Annotated in this window: 24 protein-coding genes and 2 tRNA genes; 8 read left to right on the forward strand and 18 right to left on the reverse strand. The window is 63.5% G+C overall.

Going from position 1 to position 26423, the window contains the following annotated elements:
• Positions 1-8 precede the first annotated feature (8 nt).
• Complete coding sequence (locus NKJ08_RS21065) at positions 9-1130, reverse strand: carbohydrate ABC transporter permease (RefSeq protein ID WP_352528807.1); 1122 nt, start codon at positions 1128-1130, stop codon at positions 9-11.
• A 126-nt stretch (positions 1131-1256) separates the two neighbouring features.
• Entirely contained in the window at positions 1257-2921 is a 1665-nt protein-coding gene (locus NKJ08_RS21070; RefSeq protein WP_352528745.1) for an ABC transporter substrate-binding protein, read from the reverse strand.
• 291 nt (positions 2922-3212) lie between these two features.
• Here NKJ08_RS21070 and NKJ08_RS21075 point away from each other — a divergent pair, with 291 nt between their 5' ends.
• From NKJ08_RS21075 to rbsK, 3 genes are read left to right on the forward strand one after another with little or no spacing between them, the layout of a single operon-like run.
• The gene (locus NKJ08_RS21075) at positions 3213-4271 is read left to right on the forward strand and encodes an ABC transporter ATP-binding protein (protein WP_352495328.1); all 1059 of its coding nucleotides are present in this window, start codon (positions 3213-3215) and stop codon (positions 4269-4271) included.
• A 32-nt stretch (positions 4272-4303) separates the two neighbouring features.
• Positions 4304-4756, forward strand: coding sequence for an RbsD/FucU family protein (locus NKJ08_RS21080; RefSeq protein WP_352528747.1), 453 nt, complete (start codon positions 4304-4306; stop codon positions 4754-4756).
• 4 nt (positions 4757-4760) lie between these two features.
• A complete protein-coding gene (gene rbsK, locus NKJ08_RS21085) occupies positions 4761-5687 on the forward strand; it encodes a ribokinase (protein WP_352528749.1) in 927 nt (308 codons plus the stop codon).
• Positions 5688-5892: 205 nt separating this feature from the next.
• Here rbsK and NKJ08_RS21090 read toward each other — a convergent pair.
• Positions 5893-5969: transfer RNA gene (locus NKJ08_RS21090), tRNA-Asp, on the reverse strand.
• Positions 5970-6185: 216 nt separating this feature from the next.
• Between NKJ08_RS21090 and NKJ08_RS21095 the strand changes: the two genes are divergently transcribed.
• Both NKJ08_RS21095 and NKJ08_RS21100 read left to right on the forward strand, forming a co-directional pair.
• Positions 6186-6261 (forward strand) — tRNA-Val (locus NKJ08_RS21095).
• 360 nt (positions 6262-6621) lie between these two features.
• Positions 6622-6993, forward strand: a complete 372-nt coding sequence (locus NKJ08_RS21100) for a hypothetical protein (protein ID WP_352783162.1) — start codon at positions 6622-6624, stop codon at positions 6991-6993.
• A 179-nt stretch (positions 6994-7172) separates the two neighbouring features.
• Here the strand turns inward: NKJ08_RS21100 and NKJ08_RS21105 are convergent, their stop codons facing one another.
• From NKJ08_RS21105 to NKJ08_RS21170, 14 genes are all read right to left on the reverse strand, one after another.
• Positions 7173-7829, reverse strand: coding sequence for a GNAT family N-acetyltransferase (locus NKJ08_RS21105; RefSeq protein WP_352528753.1), 657 nt, complete (start codon positions 7827-7829; stop codon positions 7173-7175).
• Positions 7826-8611, reverse strand: coding sequence for an SDR family oxidoreductase (locus tag NKJ08_RS21110; RefSeq protein WP_352528755.1), 786 nt, complete (start codon positions 8609-8611; stop codon positions 7826-7828). Before NKJ08_RS21110 ends, NKJ08_RS21105 begins: the two co-directional genes overlap by 4 nt.
• Entirely contained in the window at positions 8608-9603 is a 996-nt protein-coding gene (locus tag NKJ08_RS21115) for an ABC transporter permease (RefSeq protein ID WP_254817612.1), read from the reverse strand. The genes NKJ08_RS21110 and NKJ08_RS21115 overlap by 4 nt, the downstream gene beginning before the upstream one ends.
• A gap of 163 nt (positions 9604-9766) precedes the next feature.
• Positions 9767-10807 (reverse strand): sugar ABC transporter substrate-binding protein, encoded by a 1041-nt coding sequence (locus NKJ08_RS21120; protein WP_352783165.1) that lies wholly within the window; start codon positions 10805-10807, stop codon positions 9767-9769.
• Between the two features lie 39 nt (positions 10808-10846).
• Entirely contained in the window at positions 10847-11611 is a 765-nt protein-coding gene (locus tag NKJ08_RS21125; protein ID WP_352528759.1) for an ATP-binding cassette domain-containing protein, read from the reverse strand.
• Positions 11608-12774, reverse strand: coding sequence for an ROK family transcriptional regulator (locus tag NKJ08_RS21130; RefSeq protein WP_352783167.1), 1167 nt, complete (start codon positions 12772-12774; stop codon positions 11608-11610). Before NKJ08_RS21130 ends, NKJ08_RS21125 begins: the two co-directional genes overlap by 4 nt.
• Before the next feature lie 117 nt (positions 12775-12891).
• Complete coding sequence (locus NKJ08_RS21135; RefSeq protein ID WP_352783170.1) at positions 12892-13647, reverse strand: ABC transporter permease; 756 nt, start codon at positions 13645-13647, stop codon at positions 12892-12894.
• Positions 13644-14417 carry an ABC transporter ATP-binding protein gene (locus tag NKJ08_RS21140; RefSeq protein ID WP_352528764.1) on the reverse strand — a complete coding sequence of 258 codons (774 nt, stop codon included), beginning with the start codon at positions 14415-14417 and terminating at the stop codon, positions 13644-13646. The genes NKJ08_RS21135 and NKJ08_RS21140 overlap by 4 nt, the downstream gene beginning before the upstream one ends.
• A complete protein-coding gene (locus NKJ08_RS21145) occupies positions 14417-15445 on the reverse strand; it encodes an ABC transporter substrate-binding protein (RefSeq protein ID WP_352528809.1) in 1029 nt (342 codons plus the stop codon). Before NKJ08_RS21145 ends, NKJ08_RS21140 begins: the two co-directional genes overlap by 1 nt.
• Positions 15446-15537: 92 nt before the next feature.
• Positions 15538-15975, reverse strand: a complete 438-nt coding sequence (locus NKJ08_RS21150; RefSeq protein ID WP_352528766.1) for a VOC family protein — start codon at positions 15973-15975, stop codon at positions 15538-15540.
• A 2-nt stretch (positions 15976-15977) separates the two neighbouring features.
• Positions 15978-16718 (reverse strand): FadR/GntR family transcriptional regulator, encoded by a 741-nt coding sequence (locus tag NKJ08_RS21155; protein WP_352783173.1) that lies wholly within the window; start codon positions 16716-16718, stop codon positions 15978-15980.
• Positions 16715-18151 carry an FAD-binding oxidoreductase gene (locus tag NKJ08_RS21160; protein ID WP_352777532.1) on the reverse strand — a complete coding sequence of 479 codons (1437 nt, stop codon included), beginning with the start codon at positions 18149-18151 and terminating at the stop codon, positions 16715-16717. The genes NKJ08_RS21155 and NKJ08_RS21160 overlap by 4 nt, the downstream gene beginning before the upstream one ends.
• A 196-nt stretch (positions 18152-18347) precedes the next feature.
• Positions 18348-19643: a M23 family metallopeptidase gene (locus tag NKJ08_RS21165; protein ID WP_352528772.1), complete on the reverse strand. Its 1296-nt coding sequence runs from the start codon at positions 19641-19643 to the stop codon at positions 18348-18350.
• Positions 19644-19782: 139 nt separating this feature from the next.
• Entirely contained in the window at positions 19783-20250 is a 468-nt protein-coding gene (locus NKJ08_RS21170; RefSeq protein WP_352528774.1) for a peroxiredoxin, read from the reverse strand.
• 96 nt (positions 20251-20346) lie between these two features.
• Here NKJ08_RS21170 and NKJ08_RS21175 point away from each other — a divergent pair, with 96 nt between their 5' ends.
• The gene (locus NKJ08_RS21175; RefSeq protein ID WP_352783178.1) at positions 20347-23724 is read left to right on the forward strand and encodes a hypothetical protein; all 3378 of its coding nucleotides are present in this window, start codon (positions 20347-20349) and stop codon (positions 23722-23724) included.
• Between the two features lie 97 nt (positions 23725-23821).
• Here the strand turns inward: NKJ08_RS21175 and tyrS are convergent, their stop codons facing one another.
• Positions 23822-25075, reverse strand: a complete 1254-nt coding sequence (gene tyrS, locus NKJ08_RS21180; RefSeq protein WP_352777535.1) for a tyrosine--tRNA ligase — start codon at positions 25073-25075, stop codon at positions 23822-23824.
• A 289-nt stretch (positions 25076-25364) separates the two neighbouring features.
• Between tyrS and NKJ08_RS21185 the strand changes: the two genes are divergently transcribed.
• Together NKJ08_RS21185 and NKJ08_RS21190 are read left to right on the forward strand one after the other, a co-directional pair.
• Positions 25365-26093: a glycosyltransferase family 2 protein gene (locus NKJ08_RS21185; RefSeq protein WP_352777537.1), complete on the forward strand. Its 729-nt coding sequence runs from the start codon at positions 25365-25367 to the stop codon at positions 26091-26093.
• Complete coding sequence (locus NKJ08_RS21190; protein WP_023717355.1) at positions 26086-26418, forward strand: lipid-A-disaccharide synthase N-terminal domain-containing protein; 333 nt, start codon at positions 26086-26088, stop codon at positions 26416-26418. The genes NKJ08_RS21185 and NKJ08_RS21190 overlap by 8 nt, the downstream gene beginning before the upstream one ends.
• The last annotated feature ends 5 nt before the right edge of the window (positions 26419-26423 follow it).

Raw genomic sequence — 26423 nt, forward strand, 5'->3', positions numbered from 1 at the left:
CGGCCCGATCAATTGACGTTGCGCACGAAGCGGCTGGCGAATTTCAGCAGCCAGGTCACGAACACGATGATGATGATGAGGTAGGCCATCGCCAGCATGGTGCCGTAGCCGACATTCGAGCGGTCGCGATATTCGCGGTAGATGAAGCTCGACACCGAATCGGTAGCACCTCCAGGCCCGCCGGAGGTGACGGTGATGATGATATCGGCAAGCTTCAGCTTGAAGATGATGCGCAGGATGACCGCCGTGACCGACACCGGCAGCATCAGCGGGAAGGTGACCTGCCAGAAAGTCTGCCAGGCGGTGGCGCCATCGACACGCGCTGCCTCGAGCACCTCGCGCGACATCGCCTGCAGGCCGGCGAGCAGCATGATCATCATGAACGGGATGAAGGTCCAGGCATCGAGCACCATGATCGAGATGCGGGCGGTGATCGGGTTGGAGAAGAATGCCGGGTTTTCCCAGCCAAGATGCCGCGCCAGCGTTGCAGCCGGCCCGAAGCGATATTCCATCAGCGACTTGCCGATCATCCACGACACCGCCACCGGCGACAGCATCAGGGGCATGAGAAAGACGACGCGGAAGAATTTGCGTGCCCGGATCTGCGCGTTGAGCAACAGCGCCAGGCCGAACGCGATGATATATTCGACGAACACCGCCAGCACGTAGAGCACCATGTTGAACAGCGCGTTGCGGTAATAGGCGTCGTTCAGCATCTGCCAGAAATTGTCGAGCCCGTTGAACGTCCGCCCGGAGAAGGAGCTGAGGTTCCAGTCGGTCAGCGCGATATAGAAGCCGAACAGCGTCGGAAAGATCACCATGGCGATGGTGAACAAAAGCGCCGGCAGCAGGAACAGCGCGCGCTGGCCATCCTCGCCGCGCGTCAGCACCTGGCCGATGCCGAGTGCGACACCCCACAGCACATAGGCGTAGACGACCGGCCGCCAGGTCTCGAAGCCGATGGCGTCGATATCGCTCTTGTAGAGGATCTGCAGCGCAATCACTGCCAAAAGGCCGAGCGTGGCAACAGCCATCAGCGCCCAGCCAAGCCGCTTGCGGCCCGGCGGTAGCAGGTCGGATGGGACGGCGTTTGCCGGCCATTCACTTGTCGACAAAGTCTGGTCAGCCAAGGTCCGGTCAGCCACGCGTCTTGCCCGTTCACAGGAGTCTCGATGACCGACCGAGCCGATGAGGGCCAAGCGGGTCAAGGGAGGTCCGGCGGCCGTGCGCCGCCGAACCAGTTTCACTATCTCAGCCTACATGCCCAGCGAAGCCTTGTAGAGCTTGACCTGTTTGTCGCGGCCGATCTGATCGGTCAGCTTCTCCCAGGCGGCGGCGATGGCGTCGGCGCCTTCCTGCGCCTTCATCTTGCCGGCAAAGGTGTTGGCCAGAATGTCCTCGGCGGCGCTGTAATACTGAAAGATGCCGGGAATGCGCGGCTCGATCGCCGCGTTCGGATGATTGTAGCTGTCGGCTTCCGACTTGAGATACGAGGTGATGAACGCCTCGTCATAGCCGGCCGCCACCCATTCCGGAATGTTGAAATGGGAGTTGCGGTAGGGCTGGAAACCCGACGGATAGGCTGCGCACCAGAGCGACAGGTCCTTGCCGCCGAGATGGGCAGCGGCAGACCACGCCGCCTTCTTCTTCTTTTCATCGCTGTCGACCCGGGCCATGACATAGACGCCCCAGCCGAGATAGGCGCAGTTCGGCGCATGGTTCGGGCCGCTGGCGAGCTTGTCCCACTGGCCGGTCTTGGAATTATAGACATCGTCCGAGCCCGGCAGAATCGAGAAGCCGGTGACGTCGCCGACGACCGAGGAATCGTTGGTCTTGACGTTCGAACCGACATCGCCCCACCAGGTGACCATCGAACCGGTGCCTGCCAGGAACTGCTGGAAGGCGGTGGTGTTCGGGTCGGCGTTGATCTGGTCGGCAGGCTCGGAGGGCAGGGCGTCGATGACATCCTGGATCGCTCGCACCCATGCCGGATTGTTGACGCGCGGCTTCATTGTGTCGGCATCGAACAGCCAGGCCTTGTCATCGGGATGCTTTGCATAGGCGCTGGCGCGGCTGCCGAGGAAGTAGAAGCCGAAACCGCCCCAGGGCTTGGGTGCATCGAGATAGCCAAAGACGTCCTGGCCCTTCACCTGCTTGCCCTTGAGGAACTTGGTCACCGCCTGCACCTGCTGCCAAGTCTTCGGCACGCCCCATTCGCCTTCACCGCCGCCGTCCTTCCACGCCTTGGCGAGGTCGGCATCGGCGAACACGTCGGTGCGGTAATTGAAATTATGCGCGTCGCCATCGACGGTGACGCGATACTGCTTGCCGTCCCAGGTGCCGACCGGCGGCTGCAGATAGGCCACGACGTCCTTCATGTCGATCTGGTCCTTGACCCAGTCCGGCATTTCGGAGGTGAGACCCTTGCCGCAGACGTCGCCTTCGAACGGCGCGCCCATTTCGATGATGTCGAAATCGACGGTGCCGGTCGCGATCGACTGTTGCAGGCGGGCGTTGTAGTCAGCCTGCGCCAGGTCGATCCAGTTGATCTTGGCGCCGGTATAGGTCTCCCACGGCTTCAGAAAGCCGCGAAACAGCACATTGTGCAGGTTCTGGTTGTTGAGACCCATGAAGGTGAGTTCGACACCGGCGAATTCGCCTTCCTTGACATTGGCCTTGGTGGCTCCCAGGCAAAGCTCGCCGACCTGCTGGAAGTCGGAATCGGTCGGCTGGCCCTTGCCGACACCGGGGATCTGCAGGATTTGTGCGCGCAGATCATCGGCGGCCGCAGCAGGGCGCGTCAGGGCGCCAAGTCCGGCGCTTGAGGCCGCGGTGAGGGCGGCCATGCTGGCCGCTCCCTTCAGCACGTCGCGGCGGGTGGCCCCCGCGCGGACAAGTTGGTTATAAAGGCTGGTTTTCATCTCGTTCCTCCCAGAAGATCATTGTGAATTGGTTCGGATAGTGGAGCGCCGATCATGTTCCCCAAAAGCAGCGACTCCCGGAAATAGCGGCCCGAATTCTCCCTCCCGCGACGCTTCGCATTCATTGCCGGACAAGCGTGCCGGTGCGCCCGGAACAAGGTCATAACCCGAGCACCGTCACTATTCTCACAACGAAGTGCCGTGTCAACAGAATGGGTTTTTTATCTATAAGAGACTGACTTGCCCTCGCGGTTTGCGTTGTTTAGCTTCACGGCAACCGAAGGGGGAATGATGGCTCAAGTCGCGATCCGCAATGTGGCCAAGGCGTTCGGAACCGTCAAGGTTCTGCACGATGTCAGCGTCGACATCGCCGATGGGCAATTCGTGGTGCTGGTCGGCCCTTCGGGCTGCGGCAAGTCCACGTTGCTGAGGATGGTGGCCGGGCTGGAAACCGTTTCCGGTGGCACCATCGCCATCGGCGAGCGCGTCGTCAATCATCTGCCGCCGGCCAAGCGCGACATCGCCATGGTGTTCCAGAACTACGCGCTCTATCCGCACAAGACGGTGGAGCAGAACATGGCCTTTGCTCTCAAGCTGCGCAAAACCGACCCGGCGGTGGTCACTGAGCGGGTCAAGCGCGCGGCCGATATCCTCGACCTCAACCCCTACCTCAAGCGCTATCCGCGCCAGCTCTCGGGCGGCCAGCGCCAGCGCGTCGCCATGGGCCGCGCCATCGTCCGCAACCCGCAGGTGTTCCTGTTCGACGAGCCGCTCTCCAATCTTGACGCCAAGCTGCGTGTCCAGATGCGCACCGAGATCAAGGAACTGCATCAACGACTGAAGACCACCACCATCTACGTCACCCACGACCAGATCGAGGCCATGACCATGGCCGACAAGATCGTGGTGATGCGCGACGGTCGCATCGAGCAGGTCGGCGCGCCGTTGGAATTGTTCGACCGGCCGGCCAATCTGTTTGTCGCCGGCTTCATCGGCTCGCCCTCGATGAACCTGCTCAAGGGGGTCGTGCGCAAGGGCGACAAGCCCGTCGTCGAGATCGCCGGGACGCCGTTCCCGATCGCCTCGAGCAATACCGTGGAAGATGGCCGCAATGTCGTCTACGGCGTGCGGCCCGAGCATCTCGAAATCCATCCCGATGGTGTTCCGGCGAAGATTTCGGTGGTCGAGCCGACCGGTTCCGAAACGCTGGTCTTCCTGCGCTTCGGCGAGGGCGAGATGGTGGCATTGTTCCGCGAGCGCCACGACTTCAAGCCGGGCGACACACTGCACCTGAAACCGCGGCTCGACCAGGTGCATCTCTTCGACGCAGAGACCGGCAAGCGGCTCTGATTTCGCCCCCAGCAAGCCTCGCGAGGAATACCATGCTCAAAGGAATCAATCCGCTGCTCAATGCCGATGTGCTGCAGGCGCTGCGGGCGATGGGCCACGGCGACGATTTGATTATCGCCGACACCAATTTCCCGTCCGATTCCGTGGCGCGCCAGACCGTGCTTGGCAGACTGCTGCGCATCGATGCGCCGGCGGCCGACGTGGCCAAGGCGGTGCTGTCGCTCTATCCGCTGGACACCTTCGTTGACGATGCGGCTGCCCGCATGGAGATCGTCGGCAAGCCGGACGAAATTCCCGCCGTGCAGAAGGAAGTGCAAAAAGAGATCGACACCGCCGAGGGCAAGGCCTGGCCGATGATCTCGGTCGAGCGCTACGCCTTCTACGAACGCGCCAAGAAGGCCTATTGCGTCATCCAGACCGGCGAGCGCCGCTTCTACGGCTGCTTCGCATTCCGCAAGGGCGTCGTGCCGCCGGATGCGGAGTAGCGATATGCCGGGCAGACCGATCGTCATACTGGGCGTCTTCGTCGCCGACACCGCCTACCGCGCCGCCCGCCAGCCGCGCATGGGAGAGACGATCCTGGGTACGTCCTTCACACTCGGCCCCGGCGGCAAGGGCTCGAACCAGGCCGTGGCGGCCGGCCGGCTCGGCGCCGACGTCACCTTCCTGACCCGCCTCGGCGTCGATCCCTTCGCCGATATGGCGAGGCAGACCTGGTCGCAGGCGGGCGTGAAAAGCGCCGTCGTCGAGACGCCGCAGAGCTATACCGGTGCGGCCTATATCTTCATCGAGGAGACGAGCGGCAACAACGCCATCATCGTCAGTCCCGGCGCGGCGATGCTGATCTCGCCCGCCGACATCGAGGCAAATGCCGGGCTGATCCGCGCGGCCGGAATCTTCGTCACCCAGCTCGAACAGCCGATCGAGGCGGCGATGCGGGCGCTGGAAATCGCGCGCGGGGCAGGGGTGACCACCATCCTCAACCCGGCGCCGGCGGCAAAGCTTCCGGACCGCATCTATACGCTTTGCGACTATGTCACCCCCAACGAGACCGAGGCCGAGGAGCTGACCGGTATCAAGGTTTCCTCCATCGACGATGCCCGCCGCGCCGCTGACAATCTGCTCGAGAAGGGCGTTGGCGCCGCCATCGTGACGCTCGGCGAAAAGGGTGCGCTGCTGCACACGGCCGATCGTTCCGAGCATGCCGCTGCGGTCGCTGCCGGCCCGGTGGTCGAGACCACAGGCGCTGGCGACGCCTTCAACGGCGGCCTGGCGGCAGCGCTGTCGAGAGGGATCGAACCCTTGCAGGCGGTACGCTTCGCCTGCGCCGTCGCCGGCATTTCGGTGACGCGCCCAGGCACCGCGCCGTCGATGCCGACGCTGCAGGAAGTCGAGGCGCTGCTCGCCAAGGGGTGAGGCCGTAGCTGCGGGACCAGACTGTGGGCGGGGAGCTGTTGTCTTCTGGCTCGGCCGCAAGCAAGCAGGGCTGGTAGGTTGATGTATGAGAATCAATCTCAGATTCGAAAGCAATGAATCTGGATTACCTCATGAAAAAAGACGGTTTTTGACAATCAACGTCGACATTTCTCCGACATCAAGGGGCCGTGACCCCAAGGAGAAATGGCGCGAGTGACGGGGCTCGAACCCGCGACCTCCGGCGTGACAGGCCGGCACTCTAACCAACTGAGCTACACCCGCGCATTGACGAGCACGTGTCAGCCGTGTTCGTCGTTGGGGCGGTGGATAAGGGGTAAGCCACCGGGTGTCAAGCGGACCCGGACAGCATAACGGCAAACAGCAGAAGGTTTTTTGACAAGCAGAACTTTGTTGCCGAAACCGGCTCCTGGCCAAGCCGCTGGCCGCTCATTTGGCCTTGCGAAGCCGGTCCTAACTGCTTAAAGGTCCGCCCGGAGCGGGCGATTAGCTCAGTTGGTAGAGCGCTTCGTTTACACCGAAGATGTCGGCGGTTCGAGCCCGTCATCGCCCACCATTTTCCGCGATGTGTTCAATCCAGACATGTCCGTGCAACATCAGGTTCATATGCCTGCACTGCAGGAGAATCGCCCAATCGGCGTTGGTCGACGCAGCCCCACTGGCAGTCCATTTCTGCCAATCTGCGTGCACCGGGGCTACACCCCTCATGCTGACCGTCCCGGCGCAACCTCTGATCGCAACCAATGGATTCGTCGTTGTTGCCGTATCTTCCGCTCGCAAACGCTTCACGGCCCGGGTGAGACGCATCCGACCACTACGCAACTCGGACTTTGGTCTGATTCGAACTGTCTTTCCGTAAGACTTAAGTCTGACCTGCTTGCCTCCCATAAGGCAAACGATTGCCGAAAGTTAAAACTTGCAGTATTTACTGCACATGGGCACGGGCGGGAGCGAAGATATTCCTGGATGGCTTACGAGTCATCTTCCTAATGATGCCGTGATCGCAGGAGATCTCGCGGATAAGATATCGAAGGAGGCTGAAAAAAACCGGCTTCCAGGCGAATGGGTTGTGAAGACAACCCCTAGCGAAGAAGACACCTTTAAGAAGGAAAAAGTTGAACCTCATCCCCGCGCCACGGTTGCAGGAATCTTTGCCAGAGGCTCATTCCTCGCGTTAGTGGTATTAACCATTTATCTGCTTTATGTGTTCTCCATTGTGGTCGGCGAAACAGTCGCGGATGTTCCTCTGCCCCACGCTGAACTAGTAGACGCTCCGCCAAGACTCTGATTAGCCGCACCGCGTTGATGCGGCGGCCCTTCAATGTCCGTTGCCGCGACGAAGGTTTGGTTCGTGCGGCAAAGGTGTTTCGCGCGGGGCAACTTGTTGCTGCAGCACCGCAGCATTGTACTTCTATAAACCTCCCGGTCACTGTGTTCCGTGCAACTCATGCAATTGCTTGCCGCGGCTCAGCCTGCAGCTTCCGCCGCATGAGCAAGCCGTTTTGCAACAAAGATGCAATGCTTCGGCGGATCAGCGTCCTGCAGCACCTCGAAGCCGATCGCCTTGTAGAACTTCAGCGCACCGTGATTGTGCGGCATAACTTCGAGGTGGACGCCGGTTGAGCCGCTCGCCGCAAGCCGCTGCTCGAGAAATTCCATCGCGCGCCTGCCGACGCCTTTCCCGCGCGCTTGCGGCAACAGGTCGATATGGCCGTGCGACGGGTAGGCGGCCAGCACAGGCGGGACAGCGAAATCGGGATGATGGATCTGGTGCCGCGCCCAATCGCTGCCGCGCCAATGCGAGCTGTCGGGTCCGGGTTCAGCCACGCGACCCTGCAGTGCCGGGTACCAGTTTGTCGCCAGGCTGGCATTGAAAGCGGCTGTGTCGGCTGCGCCAAGCAGATATCCGGCCGGACCTGTGGACCCATCGACAATGAGGGCCAGCTCGGGTTCGAGGACCTGGTAGGGGATGGTGTAGACGAGGCCGAGCAGATCCGGGTCGTCCTCGCGGCCGCTGGCGTCCTTGCCGGCGTCGCCGGTCTTGAGGCAGATCATCGCAAGTGCCGGATGATCGGCGGCGGTCGCCCGGCGCAGGAAGAAACCGCCGCCGAAATCGAGGATCATGGCGGCAGCAGCCGGAAATCCTTGCCCTCGGGCAAAAGCTGCCCGCCGTCGACGATGATGGTCGTGCCGGTGATGTAGCTGGCGTCGTCCGAGGCCAGGAACAGGAAGGCGTTGGCCACGTCGCGCGGGCTGCCGAGGCGGCCGAGCGGGATCGCGTCTTCCATGTTCTTGATGAAGGCCGCACCGCGATGCTGCTCTATGCCTTCGGTGAGGATATTGCCGGGCTCGACGCCGTTGACGGTGATGCCATAGCCCGAGAATTCGAGCGCGGCCGAACGGATCAGCCCGTTGATGCCGGCTTTGGTCGCCGAATAATGGCCGTGACCGGGGCTGGTGACATGCGGGCCGGTGATTGAGGAGGTGAACAGCATGCGGCCAAAATGCTGCGCCTTCATCGGCACCAGCGCCGCGCGTGCGGCGATGAAGCTGCCACGCAAGTTCACCGCCATGACCCGGTCCCAGTCGTCGGGACTGGTGTTTTCCAGCAATTGCCAGGGATAGATGCCGGCATTCTGGACCATGATGTCGAGCCGGCCGTGACGGTCGAGCGCCAGCGCCACGGCGGCCTGCGCATCGGCCATCTGCGAGATGTCGGTGCAGATGAATGCGGCACCGAGTTCATCCGCGGCCGCTTGCCCGGCCTCAACCTCGGTATCGGCCAGGACGAGCTTCGCGCCCTCCTCGGCAAAGCGCTGTGCGATCGCCTTGCCAATGCCGCGGGCCGCGCCGATGACCAGCGCCACCTTGCCAAAAAGTCTCACGGTTTGCGGTCGGCTGCTCATGCCAGCCTCTGGCGGATGGTTTGCTTGAACGCGTCGAGCAGCACTGCGGCGAGCACCAGCAGGCCGTGGATCACCTGGGTGAAGTTGGCCGGCAGACCCATCAGGTTGATCGCCGTATTGATGGCCGAGAGCAGCAGCACGCCGGCATAGACGCCGGGCAAGGTGCCGACGCCGCCTTTCAGGCTGACGCCGCCGATGACGACCGCGGCGAAGGCGTTGAACAACAGGCCGACACCGAGATTGGCGGTGGCGCCGGAGGTGCGGATCGCCAGCAGCCAGCCGGCAAGGCCGGCAATGGCACCGGCGAGAACGAAGGCTATGACCAGGTTGCGATTGACGCGGATGCCGGCGCGGAAGGTCGCCGTCTCGTTGCCGCCGATCATGACGAGATGTCTGCCAAAAGGTGTCTTGGCCATGATCAGCGAGAAGACGATGAAACAGGCGATGGCGATCCAGGCGGTCAGCGGCAGGCCGCCCAGGCGCTGGATGGCGAACCAGCGGATTGCCGGCGCAAGGTCCTGTGCCGAGCGGCCGCCGGAAATGACCAGCACCAGGCCGCGCACCCAGATGTAGGAGGCCAGCGTGATGATAAAGGCGCTCATCTTCACCTTGACCACCAGGTAGCCGTTGATGACGCCGATGAGGCCGCCGACGGCAAGGGCGATGAGTAGCGAAACCGGAACCATCAGCCATTGCGGCTGCAACTGGATGCCAAGGCCGATGCCCGATGAGCAGAACAGGATGCCGACCGCCATGGCGCTGAGCGCCGCCACCGATTCGACCGACAGGTCCATATGGCCGGCGATGATGACCAGCGCCAGGCCGATCGACATGACGCCGAGCACGCTCGACGCCTCGATGATGTTGGCGAAGATGCCGAGTTGAAAATAGTTCGGGATGAGGATGGAAAAGACCACCAGTACGAAGACCAGCATGAACCAGACGAGATTGTCGAGGATGAACTCGAGGGTTTGGCGCGTGCGGGGGTTCATCTGCGGATCCGGTTGGCGCGTCACCCCGAAAAACCACTCGGTCTTCGGAAAGATCAGGCGCGGTTGAAAATTGCTGCAGCGTTCCCATGCGCGTCCGTTCTAACGCGCACAGCTGCAGGGCTGGACTCCGGGCCGGCGTGGCCCGGAGCGCTTGGCGACTTTGCTATTCGACCGGCTTTACGGTGTCCGAGGGCGGCTTCATGTTGCCCCAGAAGGCCGGGTTATCGACATTTTCCTTGGTGATCGCAGCGCCGGGGATCTTGATGTTCGGCCCCCAGGCTTCCTTGGTCACGGTCGACTTCAGGCCGAGCACGTCGTATTCGCCGGGCTTGATCTCCTGCTTGTTGACCACCTTGTCCATGAACATGGCGACGGCAGCGGCCTGGGCATAGAGCGGCTGCTCGACTTCGACGTTGAGCCAGCCCTTGCGGATCAGGTCGAGGCCGACCGGAGCGCCGTTCGAGCTCATCAGCATGACGTCGCCTGGTTTCTTGCCGGCCGCCTCGAGCGAGGCGACGGCAGCGACCGAGAGGTGCGCCGCATGGCTGAAGATCAGGTCGATATCAGGGTTGGCGAGAATCTGGTCGTTGACGATGGTCCCGGCCGCATCCGCCGCCCATTGCATGGCCGGCAGCGAGATGATCTTGACGTCCGGGAATGCCTTCATCTTCTCCTCGAAACCCTTCTGGATATCGAGCGTGTAGGGGTCGCCCGGATCGCCGAGCACCTGCAGGATCTTGCCCTTCACCGAGCCGTTCTTCGCGGTCAGGAGTTTTTGCGCCTGATCGGCGGCGACGTAGCCGATCTCGACGGTTCCGGCCACCGAGGTAAAGTCGGACGGGGTCGAAGTGATCTGGCGGTCGAACTCGACGACCGGGATGCCGGCGGCGCGGGCGGCCTCGATCGATGGTTTCAGCGCATTGAAATCGACGGCGGCAAGGATGATCGCCGCCGGCTTCAGCGCGATGACGTCGTTCATCTGCGATTGCTGAGCGTCGGTCTTGTTGTCGGCGTTCAGCGTCTTCATCTCGTAGCCGACCTGCTTCAGGAACAATTCCAGCGCGCTCACCGAGCCGGTCTGGAACTCATCGAGCAATGTCGGCACCATATAATAGACGGTGCCCTTGGACTGGGCGAATGCCGGCGTGAGCGTGGCAAAGGCCAGTGCCAGGATACCGAAGACGGAAAGAAGTATTTTCTTCATGTCGTTCGCTCCTCTTGCGCCGGACCCCTCATTTGTCCCTCAGCTCGCCGGTCCGGCACCGGCGAGCGTCTCTCCGGTGATCATGTTGATCACCGCGTCGGGACTTGTTTTGCTGCGTGCGACGTCGCCCGCCACGACGCCTTGCCGGATCACCACGATCCGGTCGGCGACCTGGAAGGCCTGTTGCATGATATGGGTGATGATGACGACGCCGATGCCCTGGCTCGCCACCTGGCGGATCATGTCGAGGCCGCGCCGCGTCTGCTCGACGCCAAGGGCTGCGAACGGCTCGTCGAGAAGCACCAGCTTGCCGCCAAAATGCACGAACCGGTTGAGTTCGATGGCCTGCCGCTGACCGCCCGAGAGGTGCTCGACATTGGTTCTGAGTGATGGGATGCGCGTGCCGGCGCTGGCCAGCGCCTTTTCGACGACCTGCTCCATGGCGGGTTCGTCGAGCACCGGAATGCCGAGAACCTTCCTGGTGATCTCGCGGCCCATGAAGAAATTGGCGACCACGTCGACATTGGTGCAAAGCGACAGGTCCTGGTAGACGGTCTCGATCCCCGCGGCCTTGGCCTCGGCGGGGGATTTGGCGAGGAATTCCTTGCCTTCGAACAGCATCCGGCCGGAGGTCGGCTCGAGGCCGCCGGCGATGATCTTGACCAGCGTCGATTTGCCGGCGCCGTTGTCGCCGAGAAGCGCCACCACTTCGCCCTTGCCGATCGAGAAGCTGATGCCTTTCAGCGCTTCGATCGCGCCATAGTTCTTGGTGACGTTGTCGAGCACCAGCAGCGGTTCGCTCATGCGGCGATCCCCTTATTATGCAGGAGGTCTCGCCCGCGCTCGCGCTCGGCGGTGAAGATCTGGCCAAAGCGCGGCGAAAGCACCCCTGAGACGGCAAGTGCGGCGGCGCCGCGCAACACCGCATGCTGGCCGCCGCGCGCGACGCTGACGCGAGGCGTTTTGCTGGCGCTTCGCGCCGAGACCGAGTTGGGCAGGTTCACAGCCGCGCCGGCCAGCCTTTCGAGCAGATCGGTGGAGGCCAGCCCGCCGAGGATGATGGTTTCGGGGTCGAACAGGTTTTCGATGATGGTGACGGCGTTGCGGAAGATCGGCGCGATTTCGCTGACCCAGTCGGCGTCGGCGATGTTGCGGCGGCGCAGCGCCTCGAGCGAGAGATACCGTTCGAGACAGCCGCGATTTCCGCAGGGGCAGGGTTCGCCGCCCGGCACCGCGGGGATGTGCCCGATCTCGCCGGCATTCCCCCAGGCGCCGCGTAGTGCGGCACCGTCATGCACCATGACGCCGCCGAGGCCGACGCCGAAATAGAGATAGTAATATTCGGAATATGCCGTCCCAAGGCCGTAGAGGCGCTCGCCGATGGCCGCGGCCGCCATGTCGGTTTCGAAAAAGGCGGGCAGCCCGGTCGATGCGGCCAGCCGCTCGCGCAGCGCCACGTCCTTCCAGCCGGTCATGGTGGTCGGCCCGACAAAGCTCATGGACTCCACGCCGAACGGGCCGGGCAAGGCCATGCCGATGCCGAGAACGCGGCCTCCGGGCCGCAACGCGGTCAGTTCGAGCACCATGGCGCCGATCAGCTCGAAGGCGTGGTTGGGCGTTGCATTGGAGGCTTGGCGGTAGGTGCTCTCGATCACGTCGCCGCTGAGGTTGATCAGGGCGGCGTTGATGCCCAGCGGGGTGACGTGGATGCCGACGGCATAGCCGCCTTCCGGATTGATCCGCAGCGTGGCCGGAGGCAAACCGCGCCCCTTGGGCTCTTCGCGCAGCGACAGCACGTAACCGTGCTCTTCCAACTCGCGAACGATGGTCGACACGGTCTGCACGGTGAGCCCGACCCGCCTGGCAATGTCGCCGCGGGCGATCGGCCCGTGAAGGCGGATGGATTCGAGCACGATGCGCCGATTATACGGCCGCCCGAACTCCTGATTGGTTCCCCGCAGTGCCATGCCTTGCGCCCTCGAGAGAGGCCAGACTGGCACCGAAGATTTATTCAGTCAAATGGAATTCAAAAATAATTGAGAGCCGTGCGGAGCGAACCTAGCTGATGGCCGCTCACGACATGGTCAGTAGCGGATGGCACGTCGCTCCAGCAGCACCACGATTGAGAACATCGCGATTGACAAGGACGACGACAGCACGATCGCCGCATAGAGCCGGTCCGACTGAGAGTTGAAGGTCGCTTGGATGATGAGCGCGCCGAGACCTTTGTCCGACCCGATCCACTCGCCGACAATGGCGCCGATCACCGCCGTCGCCGAAGCGATTCTCAGCGAGGAGAACAACATCGGCAATGCTCTTGGCAGGCGCAGACTCCAGAATATTTCCCACCGCGTAGCCGATAGCACGCGGAACAGTTCGTGCTCGTTGTCGCTGGCCGAGTCCAGCCCCCGAATCATGTTGACCAGTGTCGGGAAGAAGCAGATCACCGCCGCGATCACGATCTTCGGCGTCATGCCGAGCCCGAAGATCAGGATGATGATCGGCGACAGCGCCAGGATGGGAATGGTGTTGAAGAACAGCACGATCGGAAAATACGCGGCCTGCAGGATGCGGCTGTGCACGAACAGCACCGCCAGCAGCACACCGGCGAGATTGCCGATGAAAAATCCTGCCAGCGCCTCGATCAGCGTCGGCCAGAGGTTGCTGAGCAGCAAAGCAAGACTCCTCTGGAACACGCCTGATATGGCCGTCGGCGTCGGCACGATATAGGCCGGCACGCCGAGCCATGGCAGCACGAACTGCCAGGCGATCAGGATCGAGGCCGCGCCAAAAACGGGCAGAGCGACGGCCAGCGCCGATGGCAAGGGCGCCTGCCTCATGAGGCCTGCTCCAGCGCGCCGCGCAGTTCGGCCATCACGGCAACGATCGCCGGATCCTCGCGCGAACAGCGGTTGCCCTCCTGCTTGAACGGCCGCATATCGAGGTCCCTGGCCAGGCGGCCCGGATTGGCGGCGAGAACGATGACCCGTTCTCCGAGATAGACGGCTTCGGCGATCGAATGAGTAACGAAAAGGATGGTCGCGCCGGTGCGCCGCCACAACGACAGAAGCTCGTCGTTGAGACGGTCGCGGGTGATCTCGTCCAGCGCGCCGAAAGGCTCGTCCATCAAAAGCAGCCTGGGTTGCCCAAGCAGTGCCCGGGCTATCGCCACGCGCTGGCGCTGGCCGCCGGACAATTGGTGCGGCAGACGCTCGCCGAACCCGGCAAGCCCCATCAGATCAAGCAGTTCGTCGGTTCGGTCGTCTATTGTCCGGGTAAGCCGGCCTTGTCCGACATCGAGCGGCAGGTGCACGTTGTCGCGCACGGTGCGCCAGGGCAGCAGGGTCGAGTCCTGGAAGACGAAACCGACGTCGCGCCGCGAACGGACCGCATGCGGTGTGTCGCCAAGCACGCTGATCGAGCCGCTGAGCGGATCGAGCAGGTCCGCAACCACACGGAGCAGGGTCGACTTGCCGCATCCCGAAGGTCCAAGGATCGACAGGAAGGAGCCGGCCGCGACCGACAAGTCGAGACCGGTGAGCACTTTCACCGCCGGCTGCCGGCCGCCATAGCCGACATCCAGGCCGCGGGCCTCGATCGCGTTCGCCATCAAGCGGCGGGCGCGTCGAGCTTGGGTCGGTCGGCGGCCGACAATTCGAGTATTTTGGTGGTGTAGACGTCGGCTGCCGCGGGCCGGCCGTTCGGGTATTGGCCGACCTTGTCCAGCAGCGCCAGCTGCTCCTCGATCGAGGCGGGATCGAAGGTTCCCCATCCGTCCTTGGCGGTTGCACCGTCGAAGGAGAGTTTCAGCACCAGATTGATCGTCTTCTGCTCCCACCCAAGGTCCATCTCCGGATAGGCCTCGACCATCTTCTTGACTGCTTCCTGCGGATTGGCGTGCACCCAGCCCCAGCCCTTGGCGACGGCGCCGATGAATTTCGCCAGCGTTTCCGCATCCTGTTCGATCGCGGTGTCGCTAGCGAAATAGACGTCGGCATAGGAGTTCAGCCCGAGATCGCGCACCAGAAGATCGATCCTGTCATCGCCGACGACGCTCAGCGCCTGGGTGTTGGTGATCCATCCGCCAATCGCGTCGACGTCGCCGCGCACCAGCGGCGCCTTGTCGAAGCCGACATTGACGACAGTGACCTCGGACGGATCGATGCCGTTCTTGGCCAGGATCTCATCGATGACGAAGCGCGCCGTCGGCTGGATGCCGATCTTCTTGCCCTTGAGATCGGCCACGCCGCGGATCGGCTTGGCAGGCTTCGAAGTGAAGGCATAAGGACCGGTGCGGAAGCCGCAGGCGATGATCTTCACCGGCACGCCGCTGGCGCGCGCCGCGTAGAGCTGGGGCGTTTCGGAAAACTGGCCGAGTTGCGCGGCCCCCGAAATCACCGGCGGCACCGTCGCTGCATTGGGACCGCCCGGGCTGAATTCCACCTCGAGGCCCACCTCCTTGAAATAACCGTTGGCGACCGCGGCGATGTCGCCGATCTGTCCGTTGGACATCAGCCAGTCGTACTGGATGACGACCTTTCCGGCAGCCCTGGCGCCCGGCGTCAGCACGAGCTGCATTCCGGCCGATGCTGCCGCGACGGCGGCGAAGCCGGCTTTCATGAAGCTGCGGCGGTTCATGTCGTAGTGCCTGTTCCCACTCATTTTTCGCTCCTGTTGCAAGACGTTCTCGTCTCTTCATTGCGCGCCGTTTCCCAGTGGCGCGGCGTCGTCTACGGCTGTTCGTCGTGATAGTCGCCGGGGCCGCCGTCGAGCCAGGCGTATAGTTCCCAAAGCGTGTCATCGGGATCGGTGAAATAGGCGCAGCGCGCATTCCAGACATAATCCTCCGGCGGGCCGTAGAAGGGCACGCCCTTGGCCGCCAGTTCGCCGTGGAGCCGGTCGATCTCGCCGGGCGCGTCAAGCCTGACCGCCACGCAGACCTTGTGCGCCTGGCGCGGCGACCTGAGTTTCGAGATGCCGGCGTGCCGGCTGATATGGTCGATCTCCCAGGCCGCCAGCGTGATCCCCTCGCCATGGAAGTCGGCAAAGCCCTCGGCGCGGCGCCGCAGGCGGAAGCCGAGTTTTTCGACATAGAATTCAACCGTCCGCTCGATATTCTCGACGAGCAGGCAGACGTCCGAAATCGCATGTGCGCCTCCGACCGGCATGGCTACCTCCCTGTGCTGCGCGCGAGGCGCGATGCCGGCAACTTGACGCCGACGCGACCGGCGGCGCCGACGATGTGGGCGCGCATCGCCGCCTCGGCGGCCGCGGGATCGCCGGCGACCAGTGCCTCGTAGATGCGCACATGCTCCCCGACATTGACTTCGACCAAGTCGTGCAGCGGATTGGTGAGGCGCGCGTAGTGGATCGAGCGGCGGATCTGCTCGCAAACGAAGGAAATAAAGGTGTGGATGTAATTGTTGCCGGTCGCCCGCGCGATCTCGCGATGAAACAGCAGGTCGGCGTCGATGCTGCCTTCTTCCCAGCGCTCCTCGCCGCTCATCCGGTCGAGCGCCGCCTTGATTGCGTCGAGGTGCTCCTGCCCGCGCCGTTCGGCGGCGAGCGCGGCTGACTCGGCTTCCAGTATGCAACGCAGCTCGAACAGCCGCTCCATATTCCCGGTCGCTTTCAGCGCCTCGCCGTCGAGCCGGATCGACGCGCGCTGCTCTGGCGCCAGCACGAAGGCTCCGACGCCTTGCCTGGCTTCGATCATGCCATCGGCCCTGAGCTGGGCGATCGCCTCGCGCACCACGTTGCGGCTGACTCCGAATTTTTCCGAGAGCTGCTGCTCGGTCGGCAGCCGCGTGCCCGGATTGAGCTCGCCGGATTCGATCTCGCGGCTGAGGAATGCGGCGACGCGATGCGGCAGCGCCTCCACCGTGCCGATAGCGGCCAGTCTTTGCTTCATGGAAACGTCTCCGTCGATGGCAGAAGGCAGCCGGGATTCATCAACCCCTGAGGGTCGATCGTTGTTTTGAGCGCAGTGATGAGCCGGCGATGGGCAGGCGCCAGGCCGGCCCAGAAAGTGCGATGACGGGTGCGGCCGATACCGTGCTCGGCGCTGATCGAGCCGCCAAGCGCGCCGACGATCTGGTAGAGTCCGGCGGTGATCTCCGCGCCTTCGGCACGAGCTTCAGCCTCGGCGAGCCCGTGCGGTGGCAGGACGTTGAAATGGATATTGCCGTCGCCGGCATGGCCATACGCCTGCGGCAGCCAGCCGGGATGTTCCAGCACCACGAATTGGCGGGCCTGACCGATGAGGGCAGGGATGTCCGATATCCTGACCGCAAGGTCGGTGCGCACATGGTAGCCGCGCTTTGCCTGGCCCTCGACCAAGCCCTCGCGAATGGCCCAGAACGCCCTGGCCTGCGCGATGCTTTCAGCAAGGACGGCGTCGGCCACCAGACCGCTCTCCATGGCCCCGGCCAGGAAATCGGCCAGCATGGAGCGCAGGTCGACCGCAGCACTTGCGGAGAGTTCGATCAGCACGTGGACGGGAGCTTCGACCGGCGAAACGACGTCGGCGTCGATCAAGCGCGCGAGCTCGATGCACTCCGAACCAATGATCTCGAAGGCCGAAATCAGATCGGATGAGGCCCGGCGAGCCTGCCGGAACAGGGTGATGGCCGCTTCGAACGAAGCGAGACCGAGATAGGCGGTCTCGACCCGGATCGGTTTCGGAAACAGCTTGAGCTCGACGCCGGTGATGATGCCGAGCGTTCCTTCGCTGCCGATGAAAAGTTGCTTCAGGTCGTAGCCGCGATTGTCCTTGCGCAGGCCGGAAAAGCCGCTCCACAACTCGCCGTCGGGCAGGACGACTTCGAGGCCGAGGATGAGATCGCGCGCCATGCCATAGCGCAGCACGTTGGTACCGCCGGCATTGCTGGCCGCATTGCCGCCGATCTGGCAGCTTCCCTGCGCGCCGAGCGCCAGCGGAAACAGGCAATTCTGTGCCGCTGCCGCATCCTTGATGTGCTGCAGGATGCAGCCGGCGTCGGCCTGCAGGATGAAATTGTCGGCGTCGACGAGACGGATGCCGTTCAACCGCTCCAGACTGACGACCACCGCGCCACGGGTGTCGAGGTCGATTGCGCCCGCCACCAGTCCTGTGTTCCCGCCCTGTGGGATGATTCCGAGGCCGAGCGTACCGCAGAGCCGCACCACAGCCTGGACTTCGCTGACGCAAGCAGGCTTCAGCACCGCAAGGGCTCCGCCGCGATGGTCCCCGGACCAGTCCCCAAGGTATTTCGCCATGCCGGCAGCGTCGGCGGCCACGCCGCTTTGTCCGACAGCGCCCTCCAGGGCATTCAGAATTTCAGGCGGGATACCATGAACGGTCATTACAAGCCTGTTGAGCTAAGGCATAGGCTTATACATATCATCCTACAACTGCATCGGAGTCAACGCCGTGGGCACAAGCCCTCAAGGGCTGGAGCCGAATGTTTGCTGGGGAGGACAGAGCGAAGGGCGATCGCCGGCGGATGCTTAGGCGAGGTTGCCACTCAATTGCTGGTCCGTCTGAGGAGCAGCCCGGCTCCTAGAGGTACCGCTCGACCTTCTTGCCGACGGTCAGGAACCGCAGCGGGTCGATCGCCTCGCCATTGTGGCGAACCTCGTAGTGCAGGTGCGGGCCGGTCGAGCGGCCGCTGTTGCCGGTCTTGCCGATGATGTCGCCGGCATCGAGCTTCTGGCCGACGGCGACGTCGATTTCGCTGAGATGCCCGTAACGCGTCACAAAACCATTGCCGTGGTCGACCTCGATCATGCGGCCGTAGCCGCCGTTCCAGCCGGCCTTGACGACCACGCCGGCTGCCGTGACCTTGGCCGGCATACCGATCGGCGCCCTGAAATCCATGCCGGAATGCAAGGCGGCCGTGCCGAGGATGGGGTCGGTGCGCACGCCGAACGGGCTGGTGACGCTATGGCCGGGCGCGGGGTTGGCGAGCGGCAGCCGGCGCGCTTCCTTTTTAAGATGATCCAGCGCGTCAAGCGCCTCGTCCAACTCCTTGACCTTGCTGTCAAAGGTCAACGAACTGTCAAGTGGTATCAGCGGGCCGCCGACGTCGCTCTTTTCGAATTCGCTGGTGGGCGGCAGGCCGGCGGCCTCGAGCGCCTGCGAGATCGCGTCGGCGCTCTTATAGGCATTGTCGGCAAGTGTGGCGATGCGGGTGAGTTGCTGGCTCTCGATCGCCTTGAGCGAGTTGTTGATCGAAACGAAGAGCTTGTCTGCCCGGTCGGCCGTGCTCTCGCTCGGCAGCGGATCGGCGCGGGTCGACCACAGCGAGAACGGCCTCGTGTCGTCGACGTCCACAGGGCCGGCAAGCGGGGCAGCAAGGCTGGCGACGGAATAGGCCGTCGGCCGTGCGATGCTGCCGGTCGCATCGGCATGTTCGTCCGGCTTTGCCGTCGGTTCGGGCGGCGTTCCGGCCTCATTTTCGGCTCGTTCGAGGATCGGGCCGAGGCGGCCGTGACGCAGGCTGAGCTGGCTCTGCCGCTCCAGCAACTCGCTGACCTTGGTTTCCATCAGCTGCTGGTCGAGAAGCTGTCGGCTGGTGATGCGGTCGACCTGGCTGCGCAGTGCCGAGATGCGGTCTTCGTAGGCCTGCTGCATGCGCGCCTGCCGCGCCGTCGTGGCGCCGATCAGATCGTCGCGCAGCACCAGATAAGAGGTCGCCAGCAGGTAGCCTATGACGATCGCCGCCAGCGCCGAGCCGCAAAATGCGGCCAGCCACGGACGTATGGTGAAATGCCTTATCTGGTCGCCCCGGGCGATGATGACCGTGTGGGGCTCTCTGCGCCTGCCGAAGACCGCTGACTGACTGGTTACGTTCACGGGACCAAGCTTTCGTTACGATACCAACGACGAGCCTGATTACACATTATTAGGGTTAACAAAGTTTTGCCGGATCGAACGCCCAGGCAAAGGTCTTCGCGCAAAACGCGCATCGAGTTGCAGCGGCGTGCCGCAGCACTCAAAGCGCGCGAACCGCCTCCAGCACCTCTTCGGCATGACCCTTGACGCGGACGTTGCGCCAGATCCTGGCGATGCGTCCGTCCCGGCCGATCAGGAACGTCGCGCGCTCGACGCCCATATAGGTGCGGCCGTAGAGCTTCTTTTCGACCCACAAATGGTAGGCCTCGATCACCTTGCGTTCCTCGTCGGCGACCAGATCGATGCTCAGATCGTATTTCGCCTTGAACCTGTCGTGCTTCCTGACGCTGTCCGGCGACAGGCCGATCACGACAGCGCCGGCCTTTTCGAATTCCGGCTTCGACTGCGAAAAGCCGATCGCCTCGTTGGTGCAGCTTGTGGTGTCGTCCTGTGGGTAGAAATAGAGTACGATGGGTTTTCCCAGCAATGCGGCGAGGCTGAGTGAGCCGCCGCCGTCGCGCGGAAGATCGAATTGCGGCGCAATATCGCCCACGTCGAGGTCAGCCATACCGATGCCCTTGTTTGAGGTTACGCGCCAGGCTGCACCGATATAATGTCGAGCGGGGATTCGTCCACGATCGAATTCGTTTCAACGGAAGATTGCGTGGATCAGGAGCTACCGCAGCACGAGAAGATCAGGTTCAGGCGTGACGAGATCACCGACCTGGGGACCTTTCCGTCCGCATGCCGCGTACCGCCGCTCGGCCAGGCGTCGATCGGTCGCGGCGTTCGTTTGATGGCGCGGCTGTTTGCCGGCCTTGTCGCCCTTGTGCTGCTGGCTGCGGCCGGCGTCTATGCGATCGGCGTGTCAGGCTTCGGCTCGGAGCGGCTTCGTGCGGAGGCCGAAACGGCAATCGAGAGGTTGGCCGGCTTCGATGTCGACGTTGCCGTCGGGCCGGCCCGGCTGACGCTTGACGGGTCGAGTTTCATTGCGCTGCAGGTCAGCGACGTCAGCCTCAAGACCGCCAAGGGCAAGCCGATGGCCGATGCCGGCCAGGTTCGCTTCGGCATCCGGCTGATCCCGCTGCTTTCGGGCGAGGTGCGGCTGACCAGCGCCAGGATTTCCGACGCGCACGTCGTTATGGCGGCAATGCCGTCCGGCGGCGACTGGACGGCCGGGCTGCGCAACCGGGACGGCCTCATCGATCCGGAAAAACTTTCCGCCGCCGTCTTCGCCAACATCAACCGCGCGCTTGATGCGGTGCGCGAGGATTCGATGCGCCAGATCGATCTGCGCAACGTCGAGCTGGCACTGCCCGAGACCGGATCGGTCAAATCGGTCACCATCGCCGACGCCTCCGTGTCGCAGTCGGGACCGGGAAGCATGGAGTTTTCATCCGACGCGGATGTCGACGGCAGGGCGCTCACCATCGCCGCTTCCGCCACCCGCGATCCGGCGACGCGACGCATCACCGCGCTGGACGCCAGCGTCGAGGCGGCGGACCCCGACACTGCGGCGGCAGGTGGCAAATTGGGCGCGATCGCCTTGAAGCTGGCGGGGTCGGAAGGCGTCGGCGACAATGGTTCGCGGCTGACCGCTGCCTTGTCGCTGACTGGATCGGTGCTCGATCTCGGGCCGCGCGGCCTGCTTCCGGCCGACGTCGATCTCGATGCGACGCTCGTCGCCGGCTCGAACAAGATCCAGGTCGACAGTTTGCTGGTGAAGACCGGCCGCTCGACCTTCGATTTCGCCGGTTCGATCGGGCCGAAGCCGGCTACTGGCACAGCCGGCGAGGAGCCATCCTATCGTTACGACCTGACCAGCGACGGTTCGACCCTGGCGCCTTCGGATTCGCCGGAGCCGGCGCTCAGCTTCATTGCCCGTATTGCCGGCGTCTACCAGCCGACGAGCCAAAAGCTGATCGCCGAGCAGATCGGCGTCCGGTCCGGGCCGGCCAGCGAAGTGCTGGGCACGGCCTCGGTTTCATTTGTCGCCAACCAGGCGCCGGGCATATCGGTCGCGCTCAACGTTCACGACATGCCGGTCTCGCACGTCAAGCAATTATGGCCATGGTTTTCGGCGCGGAATGCCAGGCTGTGGGTGCTTAAGAACCTGTTCGGCGGCCGCGTCGTCGACGGCAGCCTGCAGTTCCAGGTCGTACCCGGACGGCTCGGCAACGGCGTGCCGCTTTCCGCCGATGAAGTGTTCGGCCGATTCCAGGTTGAAGGATCGCGCTTCGACACGGCCGGCCGCATCCCGCCGATCCGCGATGCCGTCGGCGTCGTCGGCTTCCACGGCAACGACGTCGACGTCGCGCTGTCCTCGGGAAGCGTCTATATGCCGAGCGGCCGTACCGTGGCGGCGAGCAACGGCACGCTCACCGTCAAGGCGGCGAATCATCCGCCGGTGATCGGCGCGCTCGACATCGATGTCGCCGGCGAGGCGCCGGCAATCGCCGAACTGGCATCGTTTGACCCGATCAACGCCATGCGCCATGTCGGCCTGCTGCCGGACGACCTGTCCGGAACGGTGACCGGCCACGTCAAGGCCGATATTCCGCTGCAGTCCGGCGTCGACTCGTCCAAACTCGATTGGCTGGTGGCACTCGACTACAAGGATCTGTCGCTGGGCAAGCCGTTCGAGGGCCAGACGGTCAGCCATGCCGACGGCTCGATCACGGTCGCGCCCGACCGGGCGGTGATCTCGGCCAAGGCGCTGCTCAACGGCATTCCGGCCGAGCTCGACCTGATCGAACCGCTTAGGGATGGCGGCCCGCCGCGCAGTCGTAAAGTAGCGCTGGTGCTCGACGACAAGACGCGCGCCACCGCCATGCCTGGCCTGTCGACGCTGCTTTCCGGAACCATCAAGGTGGCGATCGACAAGAGCGGCGCCGGCAACCAGAACGTGTCGGCCGACCTGACCAATGCCAGGCTGGACATTCCCTGGGCCGGCTGGAGCAAGGGCCCCGGCATTCCCGCCAAGGTCGTCTTCGCCATGGCGAAGACCGGCGACACCACGACGCTGTCCAATTTCGAACTCGACGGCAAGACCTTCTCCATCGACGGCAGCGCCGTGCTGGTCAACGGCGCCTTGTCCTCGGCCCGGTTCAGCAAGGTCACCTTGAACAGGGGCGACGACGTCGCCGTCTCGGTGAAGCGGTCGGGCAAGGCCTATGCGGTCGAGGTCAGCGGCAGCGCGTTGGACGCACGCTCGCTGATCAAGCAATTCACGTCCGACGTCGACACCGCCACCAAGACCACCGGCGTCGATGCGATCTCGGTCAGCGCCGACGTCAGTTCCCTGACCGGCTTCCACGACGAGGTGCTGTCGAATTTGAAGCTCGACTACAGCGGCGCCGGCTCCAGGGTGAACGGGCTCAAGGTGAGCGCCACGGCAGATTCGGGAGCCGCGATCACCATCAGCAACACGACCGGCGGCGGCTTGCGCACACTCAACATGAAGTCGGCCGACGCCGGCGCCATACTGCGCTTCCTCAACATCTACGAGCATATGGAAGGCGGCTCGATCACGCTGGCGCTCACTGGGGCCGGCGACGGGCCGATGAAAGGCCAGGTCGACGCCAAGAACTTCTTTATCGTCAACGAGCCGAAGCTCGCCTCGATCGTGTCGACGACGCCGGCCGGCGACAGCCGCAGCCTCAATGAGGCGGTCAAGGGCAATCTCGACACGTCGAGGGTGAAGTTCGAGCGCGGTTTTAGCGAAATCGACAAAGGCAGCGGCTATCTGAAGCTGCGCAACGGCGTGCTGCGCGGCTCGCGCATCGGCACCACCTTCCAGGGCACGCTCTATGATCAGAACAACAATATGGACATGACCGGCACGTTCATGCCGGCCTACGGTGTAAACCGCATCTTCGGCGAACTGCCGCTGATCGGCGCGCTGCTCGGCAATGGCCGCGACCGCGGCCTGATCGGCGTCACCTACAGGCTCAGGGGCAATGCCAACAAGCCGACCCTCGACGTCAATCCGCTATCGGTGATCGCGCCCGGCATTTTCAGGTCGATCTTTGAATACCGGTGAGGCGGGTCGGGGTTCGGAATAAAGTCGCTCTGTAGCGATCCTTCGCGCCCCCCTCTGTCCTGCCGACATCAAGGGCTCTGCACAGCATCTCAGACACTCAAACCGGCCGCACCAGAACGTGCTTTTTCTTGCCGAGCGACAGCTTTGCGACGTTTTCCGGGCCGAGATCCTGCAGCGTCACCATCCGGCGGTCGTCGGATACCGGCTGGTCGTTGAGGCGCACGGCGCCGCCCTGGATATGCCGCCGCGCCTCGCCGTTGGACGCTGCCAGCCCGGCGGTGACGAACAGCGACAATATGCCGACGCCGGCTTGGAGATCGGCCCTGCCCACCTCGACGGTCGGCAGTGTTTCGGCGAGCGCCCCTTCCTCGAACGTCTTACGCGCCGTTTCGCTGGCCTTCTCCGCCGCCTCGCGGCCATGCAGCATGGCGGTGATCTCGGTGGCGAGGATCTTCTTGGCTTCGTTGATCTCCGAGCCGCCGAGCCGTTCGAGGCGCGCGACCTCGGCGAGCGGCAAGGTCGTGTAAAGCTTCAGGAACCGGCCGACATCGGCATCCTCGGTGTTGCGCCAATATTGCCAGAACTCGTATGCCGACAGCATCTCCGCATCGAGCCAGACCGCGCCCGATGCCGACTTGCCCATTTTTGCGCCGGACGAGGTAGTAAGCAGCGGCGTCGTCAGCGCGTAAAGCTGCGCGCCTTCCATGCGATGGCCGAGATCGATGCCGTTGACGATGTTGCCCCACTGGTCGGAGCCGCCCATCTGCAGCCGGCAGCCGAGGCGCTTGTAGAGCTCGACGAAGTCGTAGGCTTGCAGGATCATGTAGTTGAATTCCAGGAACGACAGCGACTGCTCGCGCTCCAGCCTGAGCTTGACCGAATCGAAGGTGAGCATGCGGTTGACCGAAAAATGCCGGCCGACATCGCGCAGGAAATTGACGTAGTTGATATCCATCAGCCAGTCGGCATTGTTGATCATGACGGCGTCGTTCGAGCCGCTGCCGAATTTGAGGTACGGAGCGAAGTTGCGGCGGATGCCGGCCAGATTGTTCTCGATGTCCTGCGGCGTCAAAAGCTTGCGCGCCTCGTCCTTGAACGACGGATCGCCGATCATCGAGGTGCCGCCGCCCATCAACGCGATCGGCCGGTGGCCGGTCTGCTGCAGCCAGTAAAGCATCATAATCTGGATCAGCGACCCGGCATGCAGGCTCTTCGCGGTGGCATCGAAGCCGATATAGGCGCTCACCGTTTCCGTGGCGAAAAGCTGGTCGAGGGCGGCATCGTCCGAGGTCTGGTGGATGAAACCGCGCTCGCTCATTGTGCGCAGGAAATCGGATTTGAAGGCGGACATCGTTTCTTTCCCGGAAGCGCCCGGCCGCGGCGGCTCGGGATGTGCATGAAGGCGGGCGTTTAGCATCCAAGCGCGATCAGCAAAAGTGGAATCCGGTTTTGCGTCCGATCGCGCTTCGGATGGGTTTGCGCGATCAGCAAAAGTGGAATCCGGTTTTGCGTTCCCGCGGATGACATTCCCTATGCTTGCGTCCTCGTTTCGGCTGGCGTAATGAGGCGCCGCGCCAGCGGGGCTCTTCCGCTGGACCGCGCGGCATCGATCGAATGCCATATCCTGTGACAGAGTCGAGATGCCGGAGATATCCATCGTCATTCCTTGCCGGAACGAGGCGGCGAACCTGCCGCTTCTGCTCGACGAGATCGGCGCTGCCATGGCCGGGCGCGACTTCGAGGTGATCGTCGTCGATGACGGCTCGACCGACGACACGCCTTCGGTGCTCGCCGCCCAGGCGGCACTTCGCGCGTTTCCGCTGCGCCACCTCAGGCATGAAAAATCTGCCGGCCAGTCGCTCTCGGTGCGCTCCGGCGCCTGGGCAGCGCGCGGCGATATCGTCGCCACCATCGACGGCGACGGCCAGAACGATCCCGGCTACATCCCAATGTTGATCGATGCGCTGCGGCAGGCTGGTCCCGACGTCGGGGCCGCGCAGGGACAGCGGCTGAAGCGCCGCGACAGCAAGATCAAGCAGCTGGCGTCGCGTTTCGCCAACGGGCTGAGAAAGGCCATCCTGCACGACGAGACGCGGGACACGGGCTGCGGCCTCAAGGCGATCCACACCGACATCTTGAGGAAATTGCCGTTCTTCGACGGCACCCACCGCTTTGTTCCGGCGCTGGTCATCCAGGAGGGCTACCGCGTCGTTCATTGCGACGTCGTCGACCGCTCCCGCCGTCACGGCAAATCGAACTACGGCATCTTCGATCGCGGCCTGCAGGGCGTGCTCGATCTTGCCGGTGTCTGGTGGCTGCGCCGCAGGCGCCGCAGAATGCCCAAAGTAGAGGAAATCACGCATGGGTAACGTGCTTCAGGAATTGGCGACCTGGCTTCACGATGTTTTCGTCAAGCAATTCGATGCCTGGGTACTGCTCGGCTTCGTCGCCCAGTTCTTTTTCACCATGCGGTTTCTGGTGCAGTGGGTGGCGTCGGAAAAGGCCAAGCGCAGTGTCGTGCCGATCGCCTTCTGGTTCTTTTCGCTGTTCGGCGGCGGCCTGCTGCTGGTCTATGCCATCCAGCGTCAGGATCCGGTGTTCATCGCTGGCCAGGCCATGGGCCTGTTGATCTATATCCGCAATCTCTGGCTGATCGCCAACGAGCGCAAGGCGGCGATGACGAAGGTCGATTGAGCCCG

The organism is Mesorhizobium sp. M0244 (assembly GCF_040321795.1).
GTDB lineage: Bacteria > Pseudomonadota > Alphaproteobacteria > Rhizobiales > Rhizobiaceae > Mesorhizobium.